This window comes from Cryobacterium sp. SO2 (assembly GCF_026151165.2).
Classification (GTDB): domain Bacteria; phylum Actinomycetota; class Actinomycetes; order Actinomycetales; family Microbacteriaceae; genus Cryobacterium.
Window position 1 is genome coordinate 2,985,360 of sequence record NZ_CP117849.1, and the last position, 24,239, is coordinate 3,009,598.

Genomic DNA, 24,239 nt, shown 5'->3' on the forward strand with positions numbered 1-24,239 from the left:
CGATGCATACTCCCCCAGCCCCGCCCGCTCGCACCGTCATCGCCCCCGACAACGTGCAGATCGCCACCTACGAGTTCGGCGACCCCGATGCGCCCACCGTGCTCGCGGTGCACGGTTTCGCGTCAAGCGCGCTGGCCAATTTTCACGCCACCGGTTGGATCCGCGACCTGGTGCGCGAGGGCTACCACGTGATCGCGATCGACCAGCGCGGCCACGGCCAGAGCGACAAGCCGCACTCCGCCGACGGCTATTCGATGGACCTGCTCGTCACCGACGTGCTCACCGTGCTCGACACCTTCATGCTCGACGAGGTCGACTACGTGGGCTACTCCCTCGGCGCCCGGGTCGGCTGGCACGCCGCCCGGTTCATGCCCACCCGCATCAACCGGGCCGTCTTCGGCGGCATCCCCGACGGCGACCCGCTCACCCGGTTCCGGGTCGACGAGGCACGCGCTTTCGTGCAGAGCGGCACGCCGGTGACGGATGCGCTCACCGCCGCGTATCTGAAAATGGCCGGCGCCATCCGCGACAACGACCTCGAGGCGCTGATCGCCCTCGTCGAGGGGATGCGCGACGGCCCACAGCCGCACGCCGCGAACGCGCCCGAGCAGCGGGTGCTCTTCGCCACCGGCAGCGAGGACCGCATCCTCGAGGCGTCCCGGGCCCTGGCCGAGGCCACCCCGCACGCGTCGTTCTTCGAGATCCCTGGTCGCAACCACTTCAACGCGCCCACCTCCCGGGCCTTCCGGGATGCCGCGATCGAGTTCCTGGGCCTGCCCGGCTCCGACTGAGCCCGGGCGCGACACACGCGCACCTCACCAGGTCTCGACAAGCTCGACCAACGACCAGGCACGACACACGCGCACGTCACCACCATCCCGCTGGTCGAGCTCGTCGAGACCCCGCGAGACGACCTGCAGACGGGACCGCACGGCGCCGGCTAACTCGGCTTGACCGCCTTGACGATGGCGCCGTGCATCTGCGGGGCCACCTCGTGGGTGAACTCCACGCTCACGTCGGTGAATCCCACCGCGGTCAGCGCCACCCGGTACTCCTCCTCAGACAGCGCCCCGGCGATGCAGCCCGCAAAGGAACCGCGCTCGATGCGCTCACTCTCGCTGAGCTGGTTCTCTGCCACGACGTCGGAGAGCCCGAGCCGGCCGCCCGGCGTGAGCACCCGGAACATCTCGCGCACCACGGCGTTCTTGTCGGCCGAGAGGTTGATCACGCAGTTGGAGATGATCACGTTCACGGTCGCATTCGGCAGCGGAATCTCTTCGATGAAACCCTTGAGGAACTCGACGTTCGTGGCGCCGGCCGTGGCGGCATTCGCGCGGGCGAGGGCGAGCATCTCGTCGGTCATGTCCAGGCCGTAGGCGAAGCCGGTGGGGCCCACCCGGCGGGCGGAGAGCAGCACGTCGATGCCGCCGCCGGAGCCGAGGTCGAGCACGGTCTCGCCGGGACGCAGGTCGGCCACCGCGGTGGGGTTGCCGCAGCCGATGCTGGCCAGCATCGCCGCGTCGGGCACCTCGGCCTGCTCCATCCCGGTGTACAGCGCCGAGCCGAACACACCGCTCGTCTCCAGCGGTGTGCCGCAGCAGGAGCCCTCGCTCACGTCGGTGATCTGCAGGGCCTGCGCGGCGTAACGCTCCCGCACCTGCTCGGTGATGGCCGACTTCTCGGTCGCGGTCTTGTCGCTCATCTGCGGTCCTGCCTTCAGCACATATCGACGGGCGTCGATGTAGCAAGTATGGCGGTAACATAGACGGGCGTCAATGGGCTCACATCGGAGCTGCGTCGCCGCTGCCTCGCCCCTGGGGGACCCAGCGTCGCCGCGGGGCCCGCCGCCCACAACTGTTCCCCGTCCGGACAAATGTTGCCGGCGCACCGGGCGCAAATGTCCGCTTCGGCAACAGTTGGCGGGCGGGCGCGCGCAGACCGCGGCTAGGAGGGACTCCGGGACTGCGGGGCTAGAGGGACTCCCAGTAGGCGAGGACCTGGGCGGTGGAGTAGATCTCGCCGGTCTTCATGCCGAGGTCGAAGATGTTGGCGGCGTGCACCTCGGGCAGGCGGTCGCCCACGGCGTCCTCCACGATGATCGGGATGAACCCGTTCTGCATGGCGTCGATGGCGGATGCGCGCACGCAGCCGCTGGTGCTCAGCCCGGCGATCACGGCCGTGTCGATGCCCCGCGCCACGAGGTTCGCGGCGAGGCTGGTGCCGAAGAACGCGCTCGGGTACTGCTTGGTGATGAGGGTGTCACCGGGCAGCGGGGCGAGGCTGTCGATGAACTCCTTGTAGGGGCTGCCGGGCAGGAACGCGGCCAGGGCCGGCACCTTGCGGAAGAACACACCGGCATCGGACCCGTCGGGCGCGAGCACCACGGTGGTGATGTAGACCGGCACCCCGGCGGCGCGGGCGGCGGCGGCGAGCACCCTCATCTGCTCGGCAGGCTTCTCCACGCCGGCGTAGAGGCCGCAGGTCTTGTCGATGTAGGCCACGACCGGGTCGACGATGATCAGTGCCGGGCGGGCCCCGGGTTCGAGGCCGCCCGTGTAGCCGGCGGCGGCATAGTCGGCCGCGGCATCCGTGGACGAGGTGTCGGGGGTGGTGCTCATGGCTGCTCCTGGGGTGTGGGTGGGTCGGATGGCGGGGTTGCGGCTCACGGGTCGGTGATCACGATGATAGGCAGGGTTCGGGGGCGGCCGGGGCGCGGGCCGATCACGCTGAGGATGCCGCCGATGAGCGCGAGCACCGCGAAGAGCACGAGCGCCCACTGCACCCCGTTGACGAACGAGTTCAGGCCGGAGGGGTCCATGCCGAACAGGGTGCCGTTGTAGGCGGCGAGCCGCTCCGACGCGCTCAGGCCGCCGGTGGCGATGGCCAGCGCGATCGCGGTGCTGAACAGGTAGCCGGCGTTCTGCAGGGTGGACCGGATCGCGTTGGCGATGCCGCGCCGGGTGGCCGGCACCCGCGACATCAGCGCGGAGGTGTTCGGCGTCATGAACAGCCCCACCCCGAGCCCCACCAGGAACAGCGCCGCGGCGATGAACGGGTACGCGGTGTGCGCGCTGAGCGTCCCGGCGAACAGCAGCGCGCCGGCGCAGATCATCAGCATGCCGACGGAGGTGAGCCAGCGCGGATTCACCGTGCGCACCAGTCGGCCGGCGAACCCGGCGGCGAGCATGGTGCCCACCGGGGCGGGCAGGATCATCAGCCCGGCGTCGATGGCGCTGAGCCCCTGCACCCCCTGCAGGTACAGCGAGGCGAGCAGCACGATCGCGAAGTTGCTGATCGCGTTGAAGAACGCGGCCAGGTAGATGAACGAGATGGTGCGGCTCTTGAACAGGTTCACGTCGATCAGCGGATGCTCGCGGCGCTTCTGCAGCAGCACGAACCAGGTCCACACCACGATGGACGCCGCCACCATGGCGAGGATCCCCGGGCTGCTCCAGCCGAGCTCGCCGCCGAAGGAGACCACCATCACGAGCAGCGCGATGCCGAGCACCGAGAGCACACTGCCGAGGTAGTCCATGCTCTCGTGCCGCACCCGGGGGCCCGCCCGCGGGATCAGCCTCATCGAAAAGACCAGCCCGATCAGGCTGATCGGCAGGCCGCCGAGGAAGATCCAGCGCCAGCCGACGACGTCGGTGACCACGCCGCCGAGCAGCGGGCCGAGCACCTGCCCCACGGCGGCGACGGTGGCGTTGATGCCCAGACCGCTGGAGAGGATGTGGCCGGGGAAGACATCCGTGAGTAGCGCGGTGGTGTTGGTGATGATCGCCGCGGCGCCCACGCCCTGCACCAGGCGCATGGCGATGAGGAAGCCGGGGTCGGCGGCGAGGCCGCAGCCGAGGGTGGCGAGCATGAACACGACGATCCCGGCCAGGTAGAGCCGGCGCCGGCCGAGGATGTCGGCGACCCGGCCGAAGACCAGGATCAGCGTGGTGGTGGCGAGCATATAGACGAGGAGTACCCAGGTGGTCTGGGTGCTCGTGGCGTCGAGGTCGCGGGTGAGGCTGGGCAGGGCGATGGACAGGCCGCTGGAGTTGATGAAGACGAGGACGACGCTGAGGCTGGTGGCAAAGAGGATCTGCCAGGCCCGGCGCGCGTCATTCCCCGCTGTCAGGGCCGCGATCAGGCCACCGGGCGCTCGGGCGCCCAGGTCGTGGCGATGCCCGGCAGCCGCCGGTGGTGGTCGGTGACGGCCTGGAAGCCGATCGCGGCGGCCAGGCACAGGCGGTCCTGCCAGGGCCGGGCGATGAGCTGGATGCCCACCGGCAGGCCGTCGGGGGCGAGCCCGGCCGGCGCCATCAGCGCCGGGAAGCCGGTGTAGTCCCAGAGCCGGGTGTTGCGCGGGATGACATCGTGCAGGTTGAACACCTCGCCGTCGACGCTCATGGTGAGGTCGTCCAGCCGCGGGGCGGTGGCGCCGATGCCGGGCGTGAGCAGCACGTGCACGCCGGCCTCATCCATCCGGTCGAGGATGTGCTGCTGCATGAGCGGCCGGCGGCGGAGCGCGCGCAGGTAGTCGACGGCCAGCGGTACAAAACCGCAGTCCAGGCGGGCGTTGGTGCCGGCGTCGAAGAGGTCGCGGCGATCGTTGTTGGCCTCCTGGGTGGAGGCGAGTTCGCCGTAGAAGACGTTCCAGGACTCGTCGTGCACAGCCTCGAGACCGTCGAACTCGATGGGCACGAGCTCGGCACCGAGCCCGGCGAACACCTCGAGGGCGGCCTCGAACGCGGCGAGCACGGCGGCATCGCAGCGCTCGGTGAACCAGCCGCGGGGAACGCCGATGCGTAGCCCGGCAACACCCGCGGGGTCGGCGGCGAGGTCGGGCACGGCGGCGCCGGCGGTGGGGTCGAGGCCGTCGGGGCCGGCCATCAGCGGCAGCAGCACGGCGAGGTCGGCGGCCGAACGGGCCATCGGGCCCACGTGGTCCATGGTCCAGGAAAGAGACGCGACCCCGGTGCGGGGCACGAGGCCGTAGGTGGGCTTGATGCCGGTGAGGCCGCAGAGCGCGGACGGCACCCGGATGGACCCGCCGGTGTCGCTGCCGAGCGCGAACGGCACCAGGCCGGCGGCCAGCGCGGCGGCCGAGCCGGTGGAGGAGCCGCCGGTCCAGCGTTCCTCGTCCCAGGGGTTGGGCACCGGGCCGTAGCGGCCGTTGTCGGGGGCGCCGCAGGCGAACTCGGTCGTGGCCGACATGAACACCGGGATCGCCCCGGCCGCGCGCAGCCGGCTGACAACAGTGGCGTCGGCCGGCGCGATGCGGTCGCCGGTCTGCTTCGACCCGGCGGTCACCGGGGTGCCGGCCACGTCAATGATGTCCTTGACGGCGAACGGGATGCCCTCCAGCGGACGGGCGGTGCCGGCACGATAGCGGGCGTCGCTGTCGGCGGCGGCCTGGTGGATGCCGGCAATAGCGGCGAGCACCGCGGCGGGGGCGGGCCCGGCGGCGCTCCAGCGCGGCTCGAGCAGCGCCACCACCACGGAGGGGGTGACGGTGCCGGCGGCGTAGGCGGCGAGCAGGTCGGTGACCGTGGCGGTGGGGACCGCGAACGGAGCCGTGCCCGCGGGCTCGGCGGCGCGGGTGGATGCGACCGGGCCGGGCGCGGCATCCGCGGCCAGCAGCTGCCGGAAGAGCAGGTCGGCGTGGCCGGGTTCGTTCTTCTCGCTCGAGGGCGAGGCGGGGAGGGGGTGCCGGCGGCTCTCCTCCAGGCCGGCCTGTAGCAGGGGGGTGATGGTGCGGCGGGCCTGGTCATTGGCGTTGCCCGGGATGGTGCCCGTTGCGTGGGTCATGTCGAAGCCTGTTCTGTGAAGCCTGGTCGGGCCTGCGCGGCCGGGAGGGCGGTCGCCGGCGGCCGGGAGCGTGATCGCCCGGGGCAGGGAGCAGCGCTCGGGGCGCGCCGGCCCGCTCGAGAAGCCGAAGGGGCTCGAGCGGGCCGGGCACCGCGAGGTGCGGGGTGCGGATGCGGGTTAGGAGACCGAGAGGTTGGCCACCACGTCGGCGCGGGAGGTCATCAGCGGCTGGATCTTGGTGCCGTAGTCGTCCAGGCCCTTGATGAAGTCGTCGAAGACCAGCATGATTCCCTTGGTGCCGTGCACCTCGGCGGCCTCGTCGAGCAGGCGCGCGACGGTCTCGTACGAGCCCACCAGGGTGCCCATGTTGAGATTGACGGCGCCCTCCGGGGCGGCGATGGTCTTGGCGGTGCTGGTCTCGTCGCCGGTGTCGCTGGCGGCCTGGCCGATCATCCAGCCGATTGCCGTGAGGTCGATGCCGTCGTTGTAGTTCTGCCAGAGGGCCTGGGCCTCTTCGTCGGTCTCGCCGGAGATGATCATGAACAGCACGTAGGCGCCCACGTCACGGCCAGTCTTCTCGGCGGCCACGGCCAACGCGGTCACACCGGAGGCGTGCGCGGTGGGGGTGTTGACGCCCAGGCCCATCACGAAGTTGTAGTCGGCGTACTTGGCGGCGAACTCGATGCCCACGGCGCTCTGGCCGGCCGACACCACGGGGATGTGCTTCTCGGGCATCGGCAGCATCTTGCAGTCTTCCATGGTGAAGAACTCACCCTTGAAGTCGCTGACGCCCGTGGTCCAGAGGTCCTGCATCACGCGCACGTACTCCTCGGAGTAACGGTAGCGGCGCTCGAAGTGGACGTCGCCGGGCCAGATTCCCATCTGGGCATATTCGTCCTTCGCCCAGCCGGAAACCAGGTTCACACCGAAGCGGCCGTGCGAGATGGAGTCGACGGTGGTGGCCATCCGTGCGGCGACCGCGGGCGGCAGGGCCAGCACGGCGGCGGAGGCGTAGAGCTTGATCTTGTCGGTGGCAGCGGCGAGGCCGGCCATCAGGGTGAACGACTCGAGGTTGTAGTCCCAGAACTCGCTGTCGCCGCCGAAGCCGCGGAACTTGATCATCGAGAGGGCGAACTCGAAGCCGTAGTCCTCGGCCTTCTTCACGATCTCGAGGTTGAAGTCATAGCTGGGCTTGTACTGCGGCGAGGTGTTGGAGATGAGCCAGCCGTTGTTGCCGATCGGGATGAATACGCCGATGTCCATGAGGGGATCCTTTTCTTCGGGGAGCGGGTGCTGTGGGTCGTGCGGGTCTAGAGGGCGGTGCGGGTGCTGTGGGTCGTGCGGGTCTAGAGGGCGGTGCGGGTGCTGCGGATGGTGCCGGTCATTCTGGTCAGTCAGTCTGAGGATTTTCGGTCTATTTGTGCGCCTTAGCGGACTGCCGGCGGATGGCCTGGGAAAGGGCCACGGCCACGATCAGGGCGCCGCCGTAGAAGAGCTGCTGCACGTAGCTCTGCGCGCCCAGCATCTGCAGGCCGACGACCCCGGTGAAGAGGAAGAAGACCGCGATGAAGGTGCCAACGGCGTTGAACCGGCCGGGCACGATGGCCGTGGCGCCGAGGTAGCAGGCCGCGAAGGCCGGCAGCAGGAAGGACTGGCCGCTGGACGGGTCGGCGCCGCCGAGGCTGCCGGCGTAGACGATGCCGGCGATGCTGGCGACCAGGCCGGAGCCGATGAACGCGCCGATCCGGAGCCGGTTGACGTTCAGGCCGCTGAGCTCGGCGACCTGGCGGCCGCGGCCCACGAAGAGCAGCCGGCGGCCGATCGGGGTGGAGGTGAGGATGACGAGGATGATCGCGGCGGCGATGAGGCCGTAGAAGAACTGCAGCGGCATGCCCAGGATGCCGCGGAACCCGACGGTGGCCTGCACCAGGGCGGAGTCGACGCCGGTGACCGAGGAGGAGTTGCTCATCCACTGCACCAGGCCGAGCATCACGGTGGCCGAGCCGAGGGTGACGATGAACGAGTCGATCTTGAACACCACCACGAGTACCCCGTTGATCAGGCCCACGATGAGGCCCACGGCCAAGGCGGCGGCCAGGCTGGGCAGCAGCGGCACGCCGAACTGGGCGTTGAGCACGGCCACGGTCATCGACGACATCGACAGGGTCGACGCCACCGAGAGGTCGAACTCCCCCGCGGTGAGCGGGAAGAGCAGGCCGAGGGCGAGGATCAGCAGCACGGCCTGGGAGCCGAGCACGTTCTGCAGGTTGCCGACGGTGAAGAAGGTGTTCGGCAGCATGAGGCTGAAGACCACGATCACCGCGAGCCAGGCGATCAGCAGGGCGTACCGCTCGGTGTGCAGCCAGAAGTTGCGGGCGGGCTTGGCCGGGCGGGCGGTGCCGGGGCCGGCCGGGGTGCCGGGCGCGGCAGCCGTGGTGCTGGCGGGCGCTGTCGTGGTGGTCATGAAACACTCTCTTTCAGCAGGGCCGGGGTCTCGGTCAGGCTCGTGATGACGGATGCGGCAATCAATTCGTGGGTGAGGTCGTCGCCGGTCAGTTCGGCGTGCGGGCGCCCGTGGGCGAGCACGATGACGCGGTCGCAGACCGCGGCGAGCTGGTCGTAGTCGCTGGAGGCGCAGATGATCGGCACTCCACCGGCGGCGGTGGAGCGGAGCAGCTCGAAGATGATGCTGCGGGCGCCGATGTCGACACCCTGGGTGGGTTCCTGCAGCAGGATCAGCTGCGGGTCGTCTTGAAGCCACTTGCCGAGCACGGCCTTCTGCTGGTTGCCGCCGCTGAGGGTGCTGAACAGCGCCTGCGGGTTGCGAGGACGGATGTCGTAGCTCTCGGAGATCTCGTCGGCGCGGCGGCTGAGGCCGGCGGCGTTCAGGCCGAACCAGGAGCGGAACTTGCCGATCACGGGCAGGGTCACGTTCTGTTCCACCGTGAGTTCGCCAACGCCGCCCTGGGTCTTGCGGTCGGCCGGCACGTAGACGATGCCGGCCTTGAGGGAGTCGCGCGGGGACGCATCCGCCAGGTCGCTGCGGGTGCCGCGCAGGGTGAGCTGGCCGGTGGCGGCCTGGGCGCCGTAGATGCCGGCGAGGGCGTCTTCGAAGCCGGAGCCGGCCAGGCCGGTGAGGCCCACGATCTCGCCGGCCGCGACGTCGAAGCTGAGCTTGTCGACGTGGCCGGTGGCGAGGTCGTCGACCCGGGCGACGGCGCCGGCATGGTGGGTGTCGGTGCTGCTGGGGGCGGACTGTTTGGCCGGGCGCAGGGTGCGGCCCACGATGAGCTGCACCAGCTGCTCGTCGGTGGTGCCGGCGGTGTCGAGGTGCGCCTGTACCTCGCCGGCTCGCAGCACGGTGACCCGGTCGGTGTGTTCGAGCACCTCGGTCATGTCGTGGGAGACGAGCAGGGCGCTCATTCCGCCGTCGGCGACGAGTTCTTTCACCACCCGGAAGAGCAGGTCGGTGTCTTCCTTGGGCAGGAAGACGGTGGGTTCGTCGAGCACCAGCAGTGAGCGGTGGTCGCCGAGCTCGCTGACGGCGCGGAGGATGGCGATGAGGGCCCGGTCGGTGTCGCCGAGCCTGTCCACGGTTTCGCGCGGGTCGATGTTGAGGCCGAACCGGGCGAAGGTCTCCGCGGCTTTGGCCTGTTCCTTCTTCCAGTTGATCAGGGGGCCGCGGCCGGCGACGATGTTGCTGATCCGCAGGTTCTCCACGACGCTGAGCTCGGGCACCAGACCGAGGTCCTGGTGCACGAAGCTGATGCCGAGGGTGCGGAAGTAGCCGGGGGCGATCGGGAGGGTGATCGGGGTGCCGCGCAGCCAGGCGCTGGCACCCGCATCCGGGGTGTAGAAGCCGCTGAGGATCTTGATCAGCGTCGACTTCCCCGAGCCGTTCTCCCCGAGCAGACCATGGATCTGCCCGGGGAAAACGTCGAGGTCGACGTGAGAGAGCGCGGTGAGGCCGCCGAAGGTCTTCGACAGGTTCTCAATTTTGAGGAGGGGCGCGAGCGCCTCGGGGGTGCGCTCTGACGGTGTCGACGTGGAGGGAATCACTACGGCTGGCCCCACAGTGCTTCGTAGCCGGTGACGTAGGCGTCGCCGTAGCCTTCGGTCGAGCCCGGCGGGGTGCCGGTCTCGTCGACGTTCTCCTTGGTGAACACCTTGAGCGGGGTCTGCGCGAAGCCGTCTTCGACGACCGGGGTGCCGGTCAGCACGCGGCCGACCTGGTCCATGGTGGCCCAGCCGAGCCACGGCATCGACTCGCCCACGTCCATGGCGAGCACGTCGCCCTCCTGCATGATCTTGAGCACGGCGGGGGTGCCGTTGAAGGACGCCGCCTTCACCTGACCTACCTTGCCCGCGGCGACGACTCCGGCCTCAACGAACAGGGCCATCGAGTCGAAGACCGGCAGCACGTAGTCGAGTTCCGGGTTGATCTGGATCTCGGACTGCACGCTGGTGGAGATCTTGGTCGCCCAGTCGGCCAGCGGAACGTTGACCTCCTTGACGGTGCACTCGGGGCAGTTGGTGGCGATCTCGTCCTTCATCGCGTCGATGATGCCGCCGGCGACGGGCACCTCAGCGGTGTTGACGAGGAGGATGTTGCCCTTGCCCTCGGTCTCCTGGATGGCCCAGTCGGCGCTGAGCCGGCCGGACTCGTTGAACGGGGCCGTGACCTGCCCGGCGATGAGGTCCTTGATCGAGTCGGGGATCGCCTCGCCGTCCTGGATGGTGTGGGTGACGACCACGGGGATGCCGGCGGCCTTGGCCCGCTCGAGGGCGGGAACCAGCAGTTCGCCGTTGATGCCCTGCGAGAGCAGGATGACGTCGGCCTTCTGGCTGATCGCCTGGTCGATGCCGGCGGTGTGCTCGGTGGGGCTGCCCTGGTTGGTGTACTCCACCCAGGTGGCGCCGTAACGCTCGGCCACCTTCTGGGTCTCCTCGCTCACCGTGACGATGAACGGGATGGCACTGGTGTTGGGGATGTTGAAGATGGTCTTGCCGGCGATGTCGGCCATGGCGAACGGTTCGGCGTCGAAGGTGAACTCGGGGTCGGCGCTGAACTTCTCGATCTGCGCGGTGGCGTAGGCGAGGCCATCCGCTGTGCCGCTGGAGTCGGTGGTGGTGGATGCGGCGGTGGTGGAGGCGCAGCCGGTGAGCATGAGGGCTGCGCTCACCCCCAGTGCGGTCCAGGTGAGGAATTGCCGGGAACGAGTGTGCATGTGTTTCTCCTAGGTGCGGGCACGTCTTGAGGATGCTGTGGGCAGTGCGGGAAGGGCTGTGCGGGACTGGAAAAGCAGGGTTCCTGTTGACGGTGGGTGTCGCCGGTCGGAAGGCTGTGCATTCGAATGGATACCGAATGCATTCGAATGTAGCGGAGGTAAATTACGCGAAAACGCACAAAAGGGGGCCGAGGGTAACGGTCTCTGGTCGGTAGTGTTACGGCCGCGTTAAAGCGCCGGTGTATCGGCCCTCAGCACGCCAACTGTTCCCCTTCCGGACAATTGCGTCCGGCGCACCGGGCGCAGAAGTCCGCTTCGGCAACAGTTGTGCGCCACGCGACGGATGCGCCGGGGGCGGCGGGGCCGACGTCTGGTGCGGGGTTAGGCGGCGGGGGTGGGCCAGGGGCCGGTGGTGCCGCGTTCCACGAGGTGCACGGGGAACACCGTGCGTTCGGGCTCCTCTTCGAAGAGGCCCTCGATGCGGTCGAGCAGCCGGTGGGTGCCCGCGGTGGCGATCTCCAACAGCGGCTGGCGCACCGTGGTGAGGTCGAACATCGACCAGCTGGACATCCGCAGGTCGTCGTAGCCGATCACCTGCACGTCGTCGGGGATGGAGAGGCCCAGGCGGTTCGCCGCGTCGATCACGCCGTAGGCGATGTAGTCGGTGCCGCAGTAGACCACGCTGGGGCGCTCGGCCGGGGAGAGCAGCTCGGTGCCCATGGCGAGGCCGGTCTCGTGCTCGATGAGGCCGCGGCGCACGAACTGCGGCTGCAGCGGGATGCCCAGCTCGTCGAGCCGGGCACGGAAGGCGACCTCCCGGAAGTTGATGCTCGGGTTGTTCTCGGGGCCGCCGACCATGGCGATGCGGCGGTGGCCGAGCCCGTAGAGGTAGTCGGCGATGAGGACGCCGCCGTGGCTGCCGTCGGCCACGAACCTGTCGATGGCGCCGGCGTTGGGCGAGGTGACGTCGCGGCCGATCACCACGAGCGGCAGGCCGCGGGCCACGAGGTCTTCGGCGAGGGTCGAGCCCACGCGGGCCTGCATGAACATGGCACCGGCCACAAGCCCGCCGCGCAGAGCGTCGACGTCGCGTTCGCGCTCGCCCTCCGAGCGGTCGCTGAGCAGCAGCATCCGGTAGCCGCGTTCGTTGAGAGTGGTCTGCACCGAGTCGACCAGCTGCGGGTAGACGGGGTTCTGCAGGTCGGCCACGAGCACCGCGATGGAGCGGCTGACGCCGGTGATCAGGCTCTGCGCCATGAGATTGGGCGAGTAGTTGATGGTGGTGGCGATCAGGCGGATGCGTTCCCGCGTGGCCAGCGACACCCGCGGGTCGTCGCGCAGGGCGCGGGACACCGTGGACTGGGAGACGCCCGCCGCGCGTGCCACGTCATAGCTTGTCGCGTGGCCTGCACTCATGGGTCTCAGACTATGTCACCGGATGGCGTGGGAGCCGATGCGCGGGCGGGTGTCCCGGCCGGTTTCGCCGCCCCGGTGCGCAACTGTTGCCGCAGCGGACAAGTGCGCCCGGTGCGCCGGCACCAATTGTCCGCACGGGGCACAGTTGCACGGGCGAGGCCGGGCGGTGCGCCGCGCGCCGTACACTGAGCCATCGAGGGCACCGCGCCATCGAGAACACTGAGCCGTCGAGAACACTGAGCCATCGACACCATCGCGACGAGAGGAGCCGGGCATGACGCACATCGGGGCCACCGGGCGCATCCAGCCCGAGTCGACCGAGCACGCCATGCTGCGCGCCCTCGGCGAGCGCCTCGGCGTCGACCTCGAACCGCGCACCCTCACCGTGCCCGGCGGCCTGCGCGTAGAGGTGGAGGGCATCGACGCCGCCGCGAGCGTGCTCGTGCAGCTGGTGGCCAATACCGGCGCCCCCAAGTCGTCGCACCGCAACAAGGCCATCGCCGACATGCTCAAGCTCGTCTGGCTGCGGGGCGTCTTGCCCACCCGGCCCCGCCTGGTGATCTGCATCAGCGAGCCCCTGGCCCGGTTCTTCACCCCGGCGTCCTGGCCGAGCGCCGCGGCGGCCGATATGCACGTGGATGTCTACATCTTCCGGCCGGATGCGCCGCTGGAGCTGCTCACCCGCTGAGCCCTCGGCCTCCCCACGCCGTGCCATAGGCCGGTGCGCAACTCAGTTACGCACAAAGCACCTTCCCGCAGCCCGCACACCGTGCGAAGTCCGCTCCTCAGCGCGCGGCAGGCGGTCGGCTGCGCTTCAGCGGCGCGGGATGCGGCGGTGGCCATCGGACACGACGGCCTTGACTGTGCACACGACGCCGAAAGCCGCCAGGGCGACCAGGCCCGCGCAAGCGGCGACGATCATCCGGCCGCGCTCCCCGACTCACACCGTGCGGGCGCGATGCGGGCCGCGTAGGCGAGCGCCGCGGCGGAGACCGGGGTGCCGAGCGGGGTGAGCGCGGAGGTCTCCGGCGCCTGGGCGGTCAGCCGCAGCGGCAGCACCCCGGCCCAGATCGAGCGGTCGTCGCCGTCATCCGCCGCCTCGGAGGCGCCGTGGGCGCGCACCTTCACGCTGGCTTCGTCGAGGGGCAGGCGCAGCACGAGGGTCGCGGCGAGCTCGCGCTTGGTCATGCCACGCACCTCATCCCAGCGGCCCGGCATCAGGTGGTCGGAAACGACGCGCATGGCCTCCTCCTTGTCTTCAGCGGCGACCACCGTCGGCACGCCGAACACGACGGCGCTGCGGTAGTTCATCGAGCTGTCGAACAGCGAGCGCGCGTACACGAGGCCATCCAGGTGGGTCACCGTGACCGAGATCGGGGTGCCGGAGGCCATCGCCCGGAAAATACCGCTGCCGGTGGAGCCGTGCAGGTAGATGGCGTCGCCACCGCGGCCGAAGCCCATCGGCAGCACCAGTGGCAGGCCGTCGCGCACGATCGCGACGTGGGCGACGAGGGCGTCGTCCAGGATGCCGTACAGCTCGGCGCGGTCGGTGCGCTGGCGCTCGGGCGCCCGGGTGATGCGGGTGCGGGCGGTGATGGGCAGGTCGGTGCCCACATCATTCTGGGGCTGGGTGGGGAGGGACATGCTACTAGGATCGGTGTCAGATTGGATCAGCGACAGGGCCACTTCTGGCAACTTTGATTGGACCGGTTGGTTTCGGCGTCGCCGGTGCGACAGGCGGCGGCTCCCGGCTCGGCACGTTCCGCCCGGCACGCCCCACGCCCCACACAGAACGTGAAACGAGGAACCACGATGAACGCACACGAGCTGCCGATCCTGCTCGATCGCGCGTCCGAGCTTCCTCTCGCGGCGCAGCTCGCGACCGCCCTGCGCCGGGCGATCCTCGGCGGTATCCTGCAGCACGACGAGGCCCTGCCGTCCACCCGCGCCCTCGCGACCTCGGTGCGGGTGTCCCGCGGCACTGTCGTTGCCGCCTACGACCAGCTCGCCGGCGAGGGCTACCTGCTGGCCCGGCCAGGTTCGGCAACCCGGGTCATGGTGGAGCGGCACGATGCCGTGCCCGCACCGGCTGCCCGGAACCCGACCAGCGCCGCGTCCGCAGCGGCCAGGCCACCTCGCCCTGTCACTCCCCCGCCCCTGATCGACCTGGCGCCGGGGCATCCGTCGACCCGCACTCTCGTCGACCCGGCCTGGACCGCGGCCTGGCGGGCCGCCGTCGCCGCATCCGGGCGCAGCGACTCGCCGCCCTCCAGCGGCACGATCGACCTGCGCACCGCCATCGCCGACCACGTGAGGCGCGCACGGGGATTGGCCTGCCGCCCCGACGACGTAATTGTCACGGCAGGTACCAGCGACGCCCTGGCGACTATCGGACTGGCCGTCGCGGCCCTCGCCGGTGGAGCGGACGGCAGCGAGGCCGGCACGCACTCCGCCCGCATCGCCGTGGAGGACCCCGGCTACCCCACCGCCCGCCGGGTGCTGCGGCGGGTCGGCGCGCTCCTCCTGCCGGTGCGTACCGACTCGGACGGCATCGACCTGGCCGAGCTCGCCGCGCTCACACCGGCGCCGCACGCGGTGCTGGTCACGCCGAGCCACCAGTATCCGCTCGGCAGCAGCCTCTCGGTACAGAGCCGGCTCGACCTGCTCGGCTGGGCGCGGGCAGCGGATGCCGTGGTCATCGAGGACGACTACGACAGCGAGTTCCGTTTCGAGACCATGCCGTTGCCGGCCGTGGCCACCCTCGACAGGTCGGGGCGGGTGGCGCTGGTGGGCAGCTTCTCCAAGACCGTCACCCCGTGGATCCGTTGCGGCTACATCGTCGCCAGCGGCGACCTCGGCGAGGCGCTTCGCGCCGTGCGGCACGACCTCGACGCCACCGTCTCCGGCGTGCAGCAGGCAGCCCTCGCGCACTACCTCGCGAGTGGCGGCCTGGCCCGCAACGTCACCCGGGTGCGCCGCGAGTACGCCCACCGCCGCGCCCTGGTGATCGGCGCCCTCGGCGCGCTACCCGGCGTGCGGCTGGCGGGGCTCGACGGCGGGCTGCACGTTGTGGTGCACATTGACCTGCCGGGCGGGGCGGATGCATCCGCTCTCGTCGCGCAGGCCGCCGAGCGCGGGGTGCGGGTGGCGTCGCTGGCCGACTACGCGGTTCTGGACCGGGGGCAGCACGGGCTGGTGCTCGGCTATGGGGCGCCCACTGACCTCGAGCTGGCGCGGGCGCTGGCGGTGCTCGCCGAGCTGCTCGCGGCACCGAGCACACACTGATTTGCGGGCGCAGGACCACCACGCCGCTGGTCGAGCCTGTCGAGACCCCGCGACCATGCTTACGTTTAACGACCGCGTCGCGGGGGTCTCGACGAGCTCGACCAGCGGGATGGGCGCGACCCGCAGGCACGTCGCGGGGGTCTCGACACGCTCGACCAGCGGGAGGGGCGCGACCCGCAGGCAGTGCGGCGAGCGCCGGCGGGAGTTTACCTGCGCGAAACAGGAGACTGACTTTCGCGAAATCTGCGCGTCCTACTGTGAAACCCAACGGACCTCCGCGGGCCATTTGCCACTGACTGCTACAGCCAGCTGATCACTTCACCCGCTCGCTCTCCTCCTTTAGACCACTCGTATTGCGCCTTGGAGGCTAGCGTGCAGAAGACTGACCCCCGTTCCGGTGAACCCGCGGCCGACGCATCCGCCGCCTTCGACCCCGCCGAACTGCGCCGGGCACTGGCCGGCATGGCCACCTCGGTCACCCTCGTCACCACGAACGTGAACGGCGTCGCCTACGGCTTCACCGCCAACAGCTTCACCAGCGTCTCGGTGACTCCGCCGCTGGTGGCCGTGTTCCTGGCCGAGACCGCCGAGAGCTACCCGGCATTCGCCCGCACCGACCACGTGGCCGTCAACATCCTCGGCGCCGACCAGGGCGACGTGGCACGCCACTTCGCCACCAAGGGCATCGACAAGTTCTCCGCCGTCACCCTGCACGGCGACTACGACCGCGTTCCCGTCGTCACCGGCGCCCAGGCCTCGCTCCTCGGCCAGGTGCACGAACGCTGGACCGTCGGCGACCATCTCATGATCATCGTGCACGTCGACGAGGTCATCCGCACCGAGCTCCCCCCGCTCGTCTACCAGAACCGCGAGTTCAGGAAGCTGGTCTGACCCATGACCCTCACCGCCCCCACCCCCACCGCGAGCACCGCAGACTCGATTTCGATCCGCGGCGCCGTCAAGATCTACGGCTCCGGCAACGGTCAGCACGTGGCGCTCAGCAACGTCGACGTCGACATCAAGCGCGGCCAGTTCGTGAGCATCATCGGCCCGTCCGGATGCGGCAAATCCACCCTGCTGCGCCTCATCGCCGGCCTCGAAGACGCCGACGCCGGCACCGCCGAGGTCTTCGGGGTCACTCCCGAACGCGCCTGCGCCGCGAAGATGATCGGCCTGGTGCCGCAGGCGCCCGCCCTGCTGCCCTGGCTCGACGTGCTCGGCAACGTGAGCATGCCCGCCAAGGTCAACCGCCGCGCCGACAAACTGCGCAGCCGCATCCACGGCCACCTCGCCCGCCCCGCCCCCGACATGCTCGACCTGCTGGGCAAGGCCGGGCTCACGGATGCCGTGCACAAACTGCCCGCCCAGCTCAGCGGCGGCATGCAGCAGCGCGCCGCGATCGTGCGGGCGTTCGGCGTGCAGCCGGACGTGCTGCTCATGGACGAGCCGTTCTCAGCGCTCGACGAGTTCACCCGCGAGTCCATCCAGGAGCAGCTGCTCGACATCTGGGACGAGAACAAGACCACCGTGGTCTTCGTTACCCACTCCGTCTCCGAGGCGGTGCGGCTCTCCGACAAGGTGCTCGTGATGTCGGCCCGCCCCGGCCGCATCACGGCCTCCGTGGACATCACCCTGCCGCGCCCGCGCAGCCAGGCGATGCTCAAGAGCGCCGAGTTCCACCACTTCGAAGACCTCATCCGCGACCACCTGCAGACCGCCTGGCAGGAGAACCCGATCACCGGGTCCACCAGCATCCCCAGCCCGGCAGGAGCCGCCCAGTGACCGTCATCGCCCCCGAGCCCGCCACCCTTCAGGAGACCTCCGTGACCGAACCCACGGCGCTGCCGGTGAAGACCACCCGCTCCGGCCTGCCCAAACGGCTCGGTTTCCTGCGCCCCGCCTACTGGCTGCCGCTCGCGGTGCTGCTGGTGGGGCTCGGCATCCTCTGGAGCATCACCGCCAGGGACAGCCCCTACCTACTGCCGCCGCTCGCCGCCGTGGGTGAGGCGCTGGCCGCCAACCCCGGCTTCTACCTCACCAACGCCTGGGCCACCCTGGCCGTGGCGCTCGTGGGCCTGGCGATCGGGTTCGTCGCCTCGTTCATCCTCGCGGTGCTGGTCTCCGAACTGCCCATCGCGCGCCGGGCCATCATGCCCGTCGCCGTGGTGCTCAGCGTCACCCCGCTCGTGGCCATCGCCCCCGCGCTGGTCGTGGCGTTCGGTTTCGGCCCGGAGCCCAAGCTCATCGTCACGGCGCTGATCTGCTTCTTTCCCATTCTCATCAACGTCGCCACCGGCCTCCGCTCGGTGTCGCCGGCGGTGCTGCAGGTCTTCACCACCCTTCATGCCTCACGCCTCGAGATGCTCTGGCACGTGCGGATGCCCAGCGCCCTGCCCTACCTCTTCACCGCCCTGCGCGTGGTGTTCCCGCTCTCCATCATCGGCGCCGTCGTCGCGGAGCTCTCCGCCCCGGGCGCCGCCGACGGACTCGGCACCGTGATCAGCGTCGCGTCGTCGAACAACCGCCTCGCCGTGGTCTACGCCGCCATCTTCTGCCTCGCGATCATGGGCTCGCTGCTGCTGCTCATCATCACCGCCATCGAAGACCGCGTGCTGCACTGGCACGAGTCCCGCCAGGGCGCCAAGAGCTGACCCTCCCCCACCTTTCCCGCCGCATCACCTCCCCGCACGACCCGCATCACCCGCATCACCCGCATCACTCGCACCACTCGTTTCACAGCCCTGCATTTCCCGTCGCCTCTTCCCCCACCGCACCAGGAGACCGCTATGCCCACCCGCCCTGTCCACAAGCTGGCCACCGTCGCCATCGCCGCCCTCGCCCTCAGCCTCGCCGCCTGCAGCTCCACGGCCGACAGCGATACCCCCTCCACCGACACCGCTGGTGCAGCCAGCGCCATCTCCGCCGACCGCTGCGAGCTCAACAAGGCCGCCGGCACGATCAACTTCCTCACCGGGTACCAGTACCAGGCGTCGGTGTCGATCCTCAACATCATCGCCGCCGACGAGCTGGGCTACTTCGACGCCCTCTGCCTCGACGTCGACATCCAGCCCGGCACCGGCGACACCAGCCAGAACGCCCAGCTGCTCGCGGCCGGCACCGTCACGATCACCAGCGTCGACGAGCAGAACCTGATCACCGCGCAGGACAACGGCATCGACGTCACCGGCATCGCCACCTACTCCAACGTGGGCCTGGAAATCCTGATGACCGGCACCGACGTGACCGACCTCACGCAGCTGGACGGCACCATCCTCGGCCAGAAGGGCAACCTGCCGCCCGCCGTGGGCGCCATGCTCACCAACGCCGGCGCTGACCTCTCCAGCATCCAGCAGGTCGTCGTGGGTTACGACCCCACCATCCTGCCGCGCGGCCAGGTCGACTCGCTCACCGGCTTCATCTCCAACGAGCCCAACCTGCTCGAGGCCGCCGGCGAAGACGTCACCGTGTGGCGCCCCTACGACTTCGGCGTGGCCGGGTCGCTGGGCAGCCTGGCCGTGAACAACGAGTTCGCCGCTGACAACCCCACCGCCGTCGAGGACTTCCTGCGCGCCAGCCAGCACGCCTTCGACTACTGCGGCGACAACGGCGAAGAGTGCGTCGCCTTCGCGTCCGACCTCTCCGGCGAGGGCTACGACGCCGCGCACAACCTCAAGGTCTGGACCACCGAGTACGACATCGTCACCGACAACCAGCCGGCGGATGCCCCGATCGGCCTGATCGACTTCGACAACGTCACCGCCGAATCCGAGTTCCTCGTGGACAGCGAGCAGATCGCCAAGGCCCCCGCCGACCCCACCGCCTACTTCGACAACAGCTTCGTCGAGGCGATCTACGACGGCACCACCCTGATCTGGCCGGCACCGTAACCCAGCCCGTCGCCGGGGCGCCCACTGCGGGTGCCCCGGCTTCACCCCTCCCCACCTTCCCGGCTCGTTTCCGCCTCGTTTTCGACTCCGTCACAGCCCTCCGCACAGCAGAAAGAGTCTCCCCATGTCAGCACGCGAGTACGGCGTCTTCCTCCCGATCGGCAACGGCGGCTGGTTGGTATCCACCACCGCGCCGCATCCCGACGGCAGCTACGAGTACAACAAGACCACCGCGGTGCTCGCCGAGCAGGCCGGCCTCGACTTCGTCATGTCGATGGCCAAATGGCGCGGCTTCGGTGGCTCCACCGACCACTGGGGCAACACCCTCGAGTCGATGACCATGATGGCGGGCCTGGCCGAAGCCACCGAGAAGGTGAAGATCTGGGCCACCGTGCACGCCAACATCCACAGCCCCGCCATCGCCGCGAAGATGTTCGTCACTCTCGACCAGATCTCCAACGGCCGCGCCGGCATGAACATCGTCTCCGGCTCCTATGCCGACGAGTTCGAGCAGATGGGCCTTTGGGACGCCGATATGTCGAAGGAGGCCCGCTACCAGATGGTGGAGGACTGGACCCGCGCCGTCACCCGGCTCTGGACCGAGGACTCCGTGACCATGCAGAGCGACACCTTCACCCTCACCGACTGCGTCTCCCGCCCGCACCCGCGCGTGCAGCCCACCCTGATCAGCGCCGGCCGGTCGCCGCGCGGACGCAAATTCCAGGCCGAACTCTGCGACGGCGCGTTCCTCTCCGGCGACACCATGGAAGAGCTGCGCGACTCCTCCCGCGACGTGCACGACCAGGCCGCCGCGCTCAATCGTTCCGTGAAGACCTACGCCATGCTCACCGTGGTGATGGGCGACACGGATGCGGCCGCCCAGCGACGCGTCGACGTGATCGGCGCCGGCGTCGACGTGGAGGCCCTGGCCAACATGCGGGTCTCCTGGGGCATGCCGCGCGACCGCGCCACCTCCTGGACCCAGTCCGCCACCGGCCAGGACGCCTTCCAGACCCCCTACGTGGTCGGCTCCCCCGACACCGTGCTCAACCACATCAACACCGTCGTCGAGGGCGCCGAACTCGACGGCCTGATGCTGATCTTCCCCGATTACCACGCCGATCTGCCCAGGTTCGGCGAGGCCGTGCTGCCCACCCTGCGCGCCCAGGATGCCGCCCGCCAGACGAGCGGACTGGTCACCTCATGAGCACCGACAGCCCCTTCGCCGGCCTCGACAACCGCGCCGGCGCCCTGCTTGTCGTCGACGTGCAGCGCTCCTTTGCCGACCTCGGCTACCTCTCCGACTATGGCCTCGACTCCGCCGCGGAGGCGTCGATCGCCGCGGCCATCCGCACCATGGCCGGCCTGGTCGAGCGCGCCCGCGCCGCCGGGGTTCCCGTGGTCTGGATCGAACTGGCCTCGGACCCCGACCGGCTCTGGGGTGCCAGCAACTGGCTGCGCGGCCGCGGCTTCGACGAACCGATGGACGACACCGAACCCTGCGTGATCGGCACCCCCGGCGCCGACTGGTACGGCGTGCTTCCGGCCGCCGGCGAGCTCCGGGTGCAGAAACGGCACTACAGCGGTTTCCTCGACACCGAGCTGCACAGCCGGCTGCAGGGCCTGGGCGTGGTGTGGGTGGCCGTGGCCGGCCTCACCACCGAGTGCTGCATCGCCGCGACCGCCACCGACGCGTTCCAGCTGGACTACCCGGTGCTGATCCCCCGGGACGGCACCGCCGCGTACGACGTGCGGGTGCACGAGAACGCCCTCGAGATCCTCGCGCTCACCACGGCGCACGTGGTGACCAGCGATGAACTGGCCGGATTCTTCCCGGTCGCGAGCCGCGCATCCGTCACGACCGCCTCAGCGGTGTCGGCATGACCGCCGCCGACCGGGACCCGAGCCACCTGCACCTCGCGTTCGACCTGTCATTCACGCACACAGAGGGCCGCTGGGCCCGGCCCGGCTCCTGGACCGGCCGCACCTTCCCCGACGTGAAGATGTTCCAGGAACTGGCGATCACCGCCGAGCGCGGCGGCATCGACATGCTCTTCTTCGGCGACGGCACCGGCCTGCCCGACACCTGGCGCGGCTCCCCCGACGCCGCCGTCGAGTGGGGCGTGCAGTGGCCCCGGCACGACATGAGCCCGTTCATCGCCGCGATGAGCGCCGTCACGCAGAACGTCGGCTTCGGACTGACCTATTCCTCCACGTTCATGCATCCGTTCTATGTGGCCCGGCTGCTCAACTCGCTCGACCATGTCACGAGCGGGCGCATCGCGTTCAACGTGGTGGCGTCGACCCGGCGGGCGGATGCGGCCAACTACGGCTTCGACGAACTCCTCGAACACGGCAAGCGGTACGAGCGCATGGAGGAGTTCATTTCGGTGTGCCAGCAGCTCTGGGACTCGGTGGAGCCGGACGCCATCGTGATGGACCGGGAGACCGGCCGGTTCGCCGACCCGAAGAAGGTGCACGCCATCGACCACCACGGCGACTTCTTCGACGTGCGCGGGCCGCTCACCAGCGTGCCCAGCCCGCAGGGGCATCCGGTGCTCGTGCAGGCCGGCAACTCGCCGCAGGGCATCGCCACGAGCGCCAAGTTCGCCGACCTCATCTTCGGTTTCGGCGGCAGCCTGGCCAGCCAGCAGCGGCACCGGTCGCTGCTCGACGTGGAGCTGGCCGCCAACGGCCGCAACCCCGCCGACGTCGGCATCCTCTGGGCCACCCAGATGGTGATCGGCCGCACCAGTGACGAGGCCGCCGCCCGCAAGGCGGAAATGCTCGAGTACTGGGGCGACGAAGCCGTGGGCGCGTACCTCTCCTACAACTCCGGCTACGACTTCTCCACGGTGTTCACCGGCGCGAGCGACACCATCGTGCTCGGTGAGCTGCAGGCCGAGATCGTGGCCGGGCACGCGTCACCGTCCGGGTTCGTGGGGCAACTGGTGCAGGAGCTCGGCGCCGACCACTCGCTCTCCCGCACCGAGTTCTTCGAGCGCGGCTGGGAGCACGCCGTGGGCTACAACCACACCCTCAGCGGCACCGCGGCGCAGCTCGCCGACCAGCTCGAGGAGAACTTCGCGGCCACCGGCTCCCGCGGCGGCTACATGATCGGCAACCCGCTGAGCATGCCGGCGTCGTACAACGACATCATCGAACTGCTCGTGCCGGAGCTCCGCCGCCGCGGCACTATGGGCCCGGCGTACCCCGGCGCGACGCTGCGCGAGAACCTCGCGTCGTGAGCGTCCGCGTGACCGGGGTGGATGCCGCATCCGCCCCGGTCGGCCGCCGGGGCGCGTCGCTCGGCGAGCAGACCCTGCTGCTTTGCTGCCTGATCGGCGCCACCCAGATGACCTGGGGCACGATCGTGCCCGCGCTGCCGCTCTACGTCGACAGGTTCGGCGCCACCGCGCTCGTGCTCGGCCCGATCATCGCCGCGTTCGGCTTCGGCCGGGTGCTCGCCAACATCCCGGCCGGCATCCTGCTGCGCTGGTGGAAGCCGCGGCCGTACCTCTGGGCGGTGAGCCTGCTGCTTGTGGTCGTCACCGGCCTCACCGGGCTCGCCGCGGATGCCAACTCGTTGATCGCCGCCCGGGTGGTCGCCGGGGTGCTCGGCGGCGCCGCGATCACGATCGGCTTCGCGATCCTGGTCTCCGGCGCGCCACCCGCCCGGCGCGGCCGGGTGATGGCCACCGTCACCGCCGTGCAGATGTCCGCTGGCGCGGCCGGCTCCTTCCTCGGCGGCCTGGTGCTCACCTGGTTCCCGCTCGAGGTGGTGTTCCTGGTCGCCAGTGTGCCCCTCGCCCTGGTGCTCGCCTGGGACGCCCTGCGCCCCGCCGCGCACTACTGGCTCCCCCGCGGCCGTGCCGCGACGACGCCGGATGCGTCCCACGCGCCGGTCGAGCCCCATCCGCTGGTCGAGCTTGTCGAGACCCCGCTGGCCGCCGCATCCGAATCGAGCCCGACGGCACCCCACTACGCGGGTGTGGGCGTCGTCGCTATCGTGATTGCGCTGGCTCTCAGCTCGTTCGCCACCTTCTTCGCCCGGTTCGGCGGCGAGCAGGGACTCGTGCCGGTAGCGGCATATGACACTGGCGGCCTCACCCCGCTCACCCTCGGACTGGCGCTGGCCGCGGCGACCCTGCTTTCCCTGGCCGCGCTGCCCGTGGTGGGCTCGCTCATCGACCGCGGCCGCCGGCTCGCCGTGCTCGTGCCGGGCGTGCTCGCCTCAGCGGCCGCGCTGCTGATCTTTCCCGTCGCGAACGGCCCGTGGCTGTTCGCCCTGGCGATCGTGCTCTACGGCCTGGCCACGAGCGTGGCGGGCATCGTGCCCACCGTGCTCATGAGCGAGGCCGTGCCCGCCCGGCAGAGCGGCCTGGTGGTGGGCATCACCCGCACCGCCGGCGACCTCGGCGCCGTCGCCGGGCCGCTGGTGGCGCTGGCGGTCTACGACGCGAGCGGCCTCTGGCCGGCGATCCTCGTGATCGTGGCCCTGCTCCTGCTGGCCAACCTCACCCTCGCTCGACTGCTGCTGCGCCGCGGCGCCTGAGCCCTGAACCCATCGGTGCGCCGGCATCCGCTCACTCATTTCGGCATAAAGCACGGTCCTGGCCGC

The 24,239-nt window shown here is 70.1% G+C and carries 21 protein-coding genes; 11 read left to right on the plus strand and 10 right to left on the minus strand.

Going from position 1 to position 24,239, the window contains the following annotated elements; all coding sequences use genetic code 11:
* Window positions 1-2: 2 nt before the first annotated feature.
* Window positions 3-791 carry an alpha/beta fold hydrolase gene (locus BJQ94_RS14015; protein ID WP_265398862.1) on the plus strand — a complete coding sequence of 263 codons (789 nt, stop codon included), beginning with the start codon at window positions 3-5 and terminating at the stop codon, window positions 789-791.
* Window positions 792-940: 149 nt separating this feature from the next.
* On the opposite strand, the gene arsM is transcribed toward BJQ94_RS14015, so the two are convergent.
* The 9 genes from arsM to BJQ94_RS14060 form a co-directional block, all read right to left on the minus strand.
* A complete protein-coding gene (gene arsM, locus BJQ94_RS14020) occupies window positions 941-1,702 on the minus strand; it encodes an arsenite methyltransferase (RefSeq protein WP_265398861.1) in 762 nt (253 codons plus the stop codon).
* 268 nt (window positions 1,703-1,970) lie between these two features.
* On the minus strand, window positions 1,971-2,618 hold the full coding sequence (locus BJQ94_RS14025; RefSeq protein ID WP_265398860.1) for an isochorismatase family protein: 648 nt from the start codon (window positions 2,616-2,618) through the stop codon (window positions 1,971-1,973).
* Window positions 2,619-2,662: 44 nt separating this feature from the next.
* Complete coding sequence (locus tag BJQ94_RS14030) at window positions 2,663-4,237, minus strand: MFS transporter (protein WP_265398859.1); 1,575 nt, start codon at window positions 4,235-4,237, stop codon at window positions 2,663-2,665.
* Window positions 4,138-5,802, minus strand: coding sequence for an amidase (locus BJQ94_RS14035; RefSeq protein WP_265398858.1), 1,665 nt, complete (start codon window positions 5,800-5,802; stop codon window positions 4,138-4,140). The genes BJQ94_RS14030 and BJQ94_RS14035 overlap by 100 nt, the downstream gene beginning before the upstream one ends.
* Window positions 5,803-5,979: 177 nt before the next feature.
* Window positions 5,980-7,065, minus strand: coding sequence for a pyrimidine utilization protein A (gene rutA / locus BJQ94_RS14040; protein ID WP_265398857.1), 1,086 nt, complete (start codon window positions 7,063-7,065; stop codon window positions 5,980-5,982).
* Between the two features lie 151 nt (window positions 7,066-7,216).
* Window positions 7,217-8,266 (minus strand): ABC transporter permease, encoded by a 1,050-nt coding sequence (locus tag BJQ94_RS14045; protein ID WP_265398856.1) that lies wholly within the window; start codon window positions 8,264-8,266, stop codon window positions 7,217-7,219.
* Window positions 8,263-9,861: a sugar ABC transporter ATP-binding protein gene (locus BJQ94_RS14050; RefSeq protein WP_265398855.1), complete on the minus strand. Its 1,599-nt coding sequence runs from the start codon at window positions 9,859-9,861 to the stop codon at window positions 8,263-8,265. The genes BJQ94_RS14045 and BJQ94_RS14050 overlap by 4 nt, the downstream gene beginning before the upstream one ends.
* Window positions 9,861-11,030 (minus strand): sugar ABC transporter substrate-binding protein, encoded by a 1,170-nt coding sequence (locus BJQ94_RS14055; RefSeq protein WP_265398854.1) that lies wholly within the window; start codon window positions 11,028-11,030, stop codon window positions 9,861-9,863. The genes BJQ94_RS14050 and BJQ94_RS14055 overlap by 1 nt, the downstream gene beginning before the upstream one ends.
* Before the next feature lie 381 nt (window positions 11,031-11,411).
* Window positions 11,412-12,446, minus strand: coding sequence for a LacI family DNA-binding transcriptional regulator (locus BJQ94_RS14060; RefSeq protein WP_275875502.1), 1,035 nt, complete (start codon window positions 12,444-12,446; stop codon window positions 11,412-11,414).
* Window positions 12,447-12,720: 274 nt separating this feature from the next.
* Here BJQ94_RS14060 and BJQ94_RS14065 point away from each other — a divergent pair, with 274 nt between their 5' ends.
* Complete coding sequence (locus BJQ94_RS14065) at window positions 12,721-13,134, plus strand: hypothetical protein (RefSeq protein ID WP_265399037.1); 414 nt, start codon at window positions 12,721-12,723, stop codon at window positions 13,132-13,134.
* 230 nt (window positions 13,135-13,364) lie between these two features.
* On the opposite strand, the gene BJQ94_RS14070 is transcribed toward BJQ94_RS14065, so the two are convergent.
* Window positions 13,365-14,090 carry a pyridoxamine 5'-phosphate oxidase family protein gene (locus BJQ94_RS14070; protein WP_265399038.1) on the minus strand — a complete coding sequence of 242 codons (726 nt, stop codon included), beginning with the start codon at window positions 14,088-14,090 and terminating at the stop codon, window positions 13,365-13,367.
* Window positions 14,091-14,258: 168 nt separating this feature from the next.
* Between BJQ94_RS14070 and BJQ94_RS14075 the strand changes: the two genes are divergently transcribed.
* The 9 genes from BJQ94_RS14075 to BJQ94_RS14115 all read left to right on the plus strand — a co-directional run bounded on the left by BJQ94_RS14075 (window position 14,259) and on the right by BJQ94_RS14115 (window position 24,173).
* A complete protein-coding gene (locus tag BJQ94_RS14075; protein WP_265399039.1) occupies window positions 14,259-15,731 on the plus strand; it encodes a PLP-dependent aminotransferase family protein in 1,473 nt (490 codons plus the stop codon).
* Between the two features lie 372 nt (window positions 15,732-16,103).
* Entirely contained in the window at window positions 16,104-16,622 is a 519-nt protein-coding gene (locus BJQ94_RS14080) for a flavin reductase family protein (protein ID WP_265399040.1), read from the plus strand.
* Between the two features lie 3 nt (window positions 16,623-16,625).
* A complete protein-coding gene (locus BJQ94_RS14085; protein ID WP_275875503.1) occupies window positions 16,626-17,513 on the plus strand; it encodes an ABC transporter ATP-binding protein in 888 nt (295 codons plus the stop codon).
* Window positions 17,510-18,382, plus strand: coding sequence for an ABC transporter permease (locus tag BJQ94_RS14090; protein WP_265399042.1), 873 nt, complete (start codon window positions 17,510-17,512; stop codon window positions 18,380-18,382). The genes BJQ94_RS14085 and BJQ94_RS14090 overlap by 4 nt, the downstream gene beginning before the upstream one ends.
* A gap of 135 nt (window positions 18,383-18,517) precedes the next feature.
* On the plus strand, window positions 18,518-19,618 hold the full coding sequence (locus BJQ94_RS14095) for an ABC transporter substrate-binding protein (RefSeq protein WP_265398844.1): 1,101 nt from the start codon (window positions 18,518-18,520) through the stop codon (window positions 19,616-19,618).
* Between the two features lie 124 nt (window positions 19,619-19,742).
* Window positions 19,743-20,825 (plus strand): LLM class flavin-dependent oxidoreductase, encoded by a 1,083-nt coding sequence (locus BJQ94_RS14100; protein WP_265398845.1) that lies wholly within the window; start codon window positions 19,743-19,745, stop codon window positions 20,823-20,825.
* Entirely contained in the window at window positions 20,822-21,502 is a 681-nt protein-coding gene (locus BJQ94_RS14105; protein WP_265398846.1) for a cysteine hydrolase, read from the plus strand. Before BJQ94_RS14100 ends, BJQ94_RS14105 begins: the two co-directional genes overlap by 4 nt.
* On the plus strand, window positions 21,499-22,866 hold the full coding sequence (locus BJQ94_RS14110; RefSeq protein ID WP_265398847.1) for an NtaA/DmoA family FMN-dependent monooxygenase: 1,368 nt from the start codon (window positions 21,499-21,501) through the stop codon (window positions 22,864-22,866). The genes BJQ94_RS14105 and BJQ94_RS14110 overlap by 4 nt, the downstream gene beginning before the upstream one ends.
* On the plus strand, window positions 22,863-24,173 hold the full coding sequence (locus BJQ94_RS14115) for an MFS transporter (protein ID WP_265398848.1): 1,311 nt from the start codon (window positions 22,863-22,865) through the stop codon (window positions 24,171-24,173). The genes BJQ94_RS14110 and BJQ94_RS14115 overlap by 4 nt, the downstream gene beginning before the upstream one ends.
* Window positions 24,174-24,239: the final 66 nt, after the last annotated feature.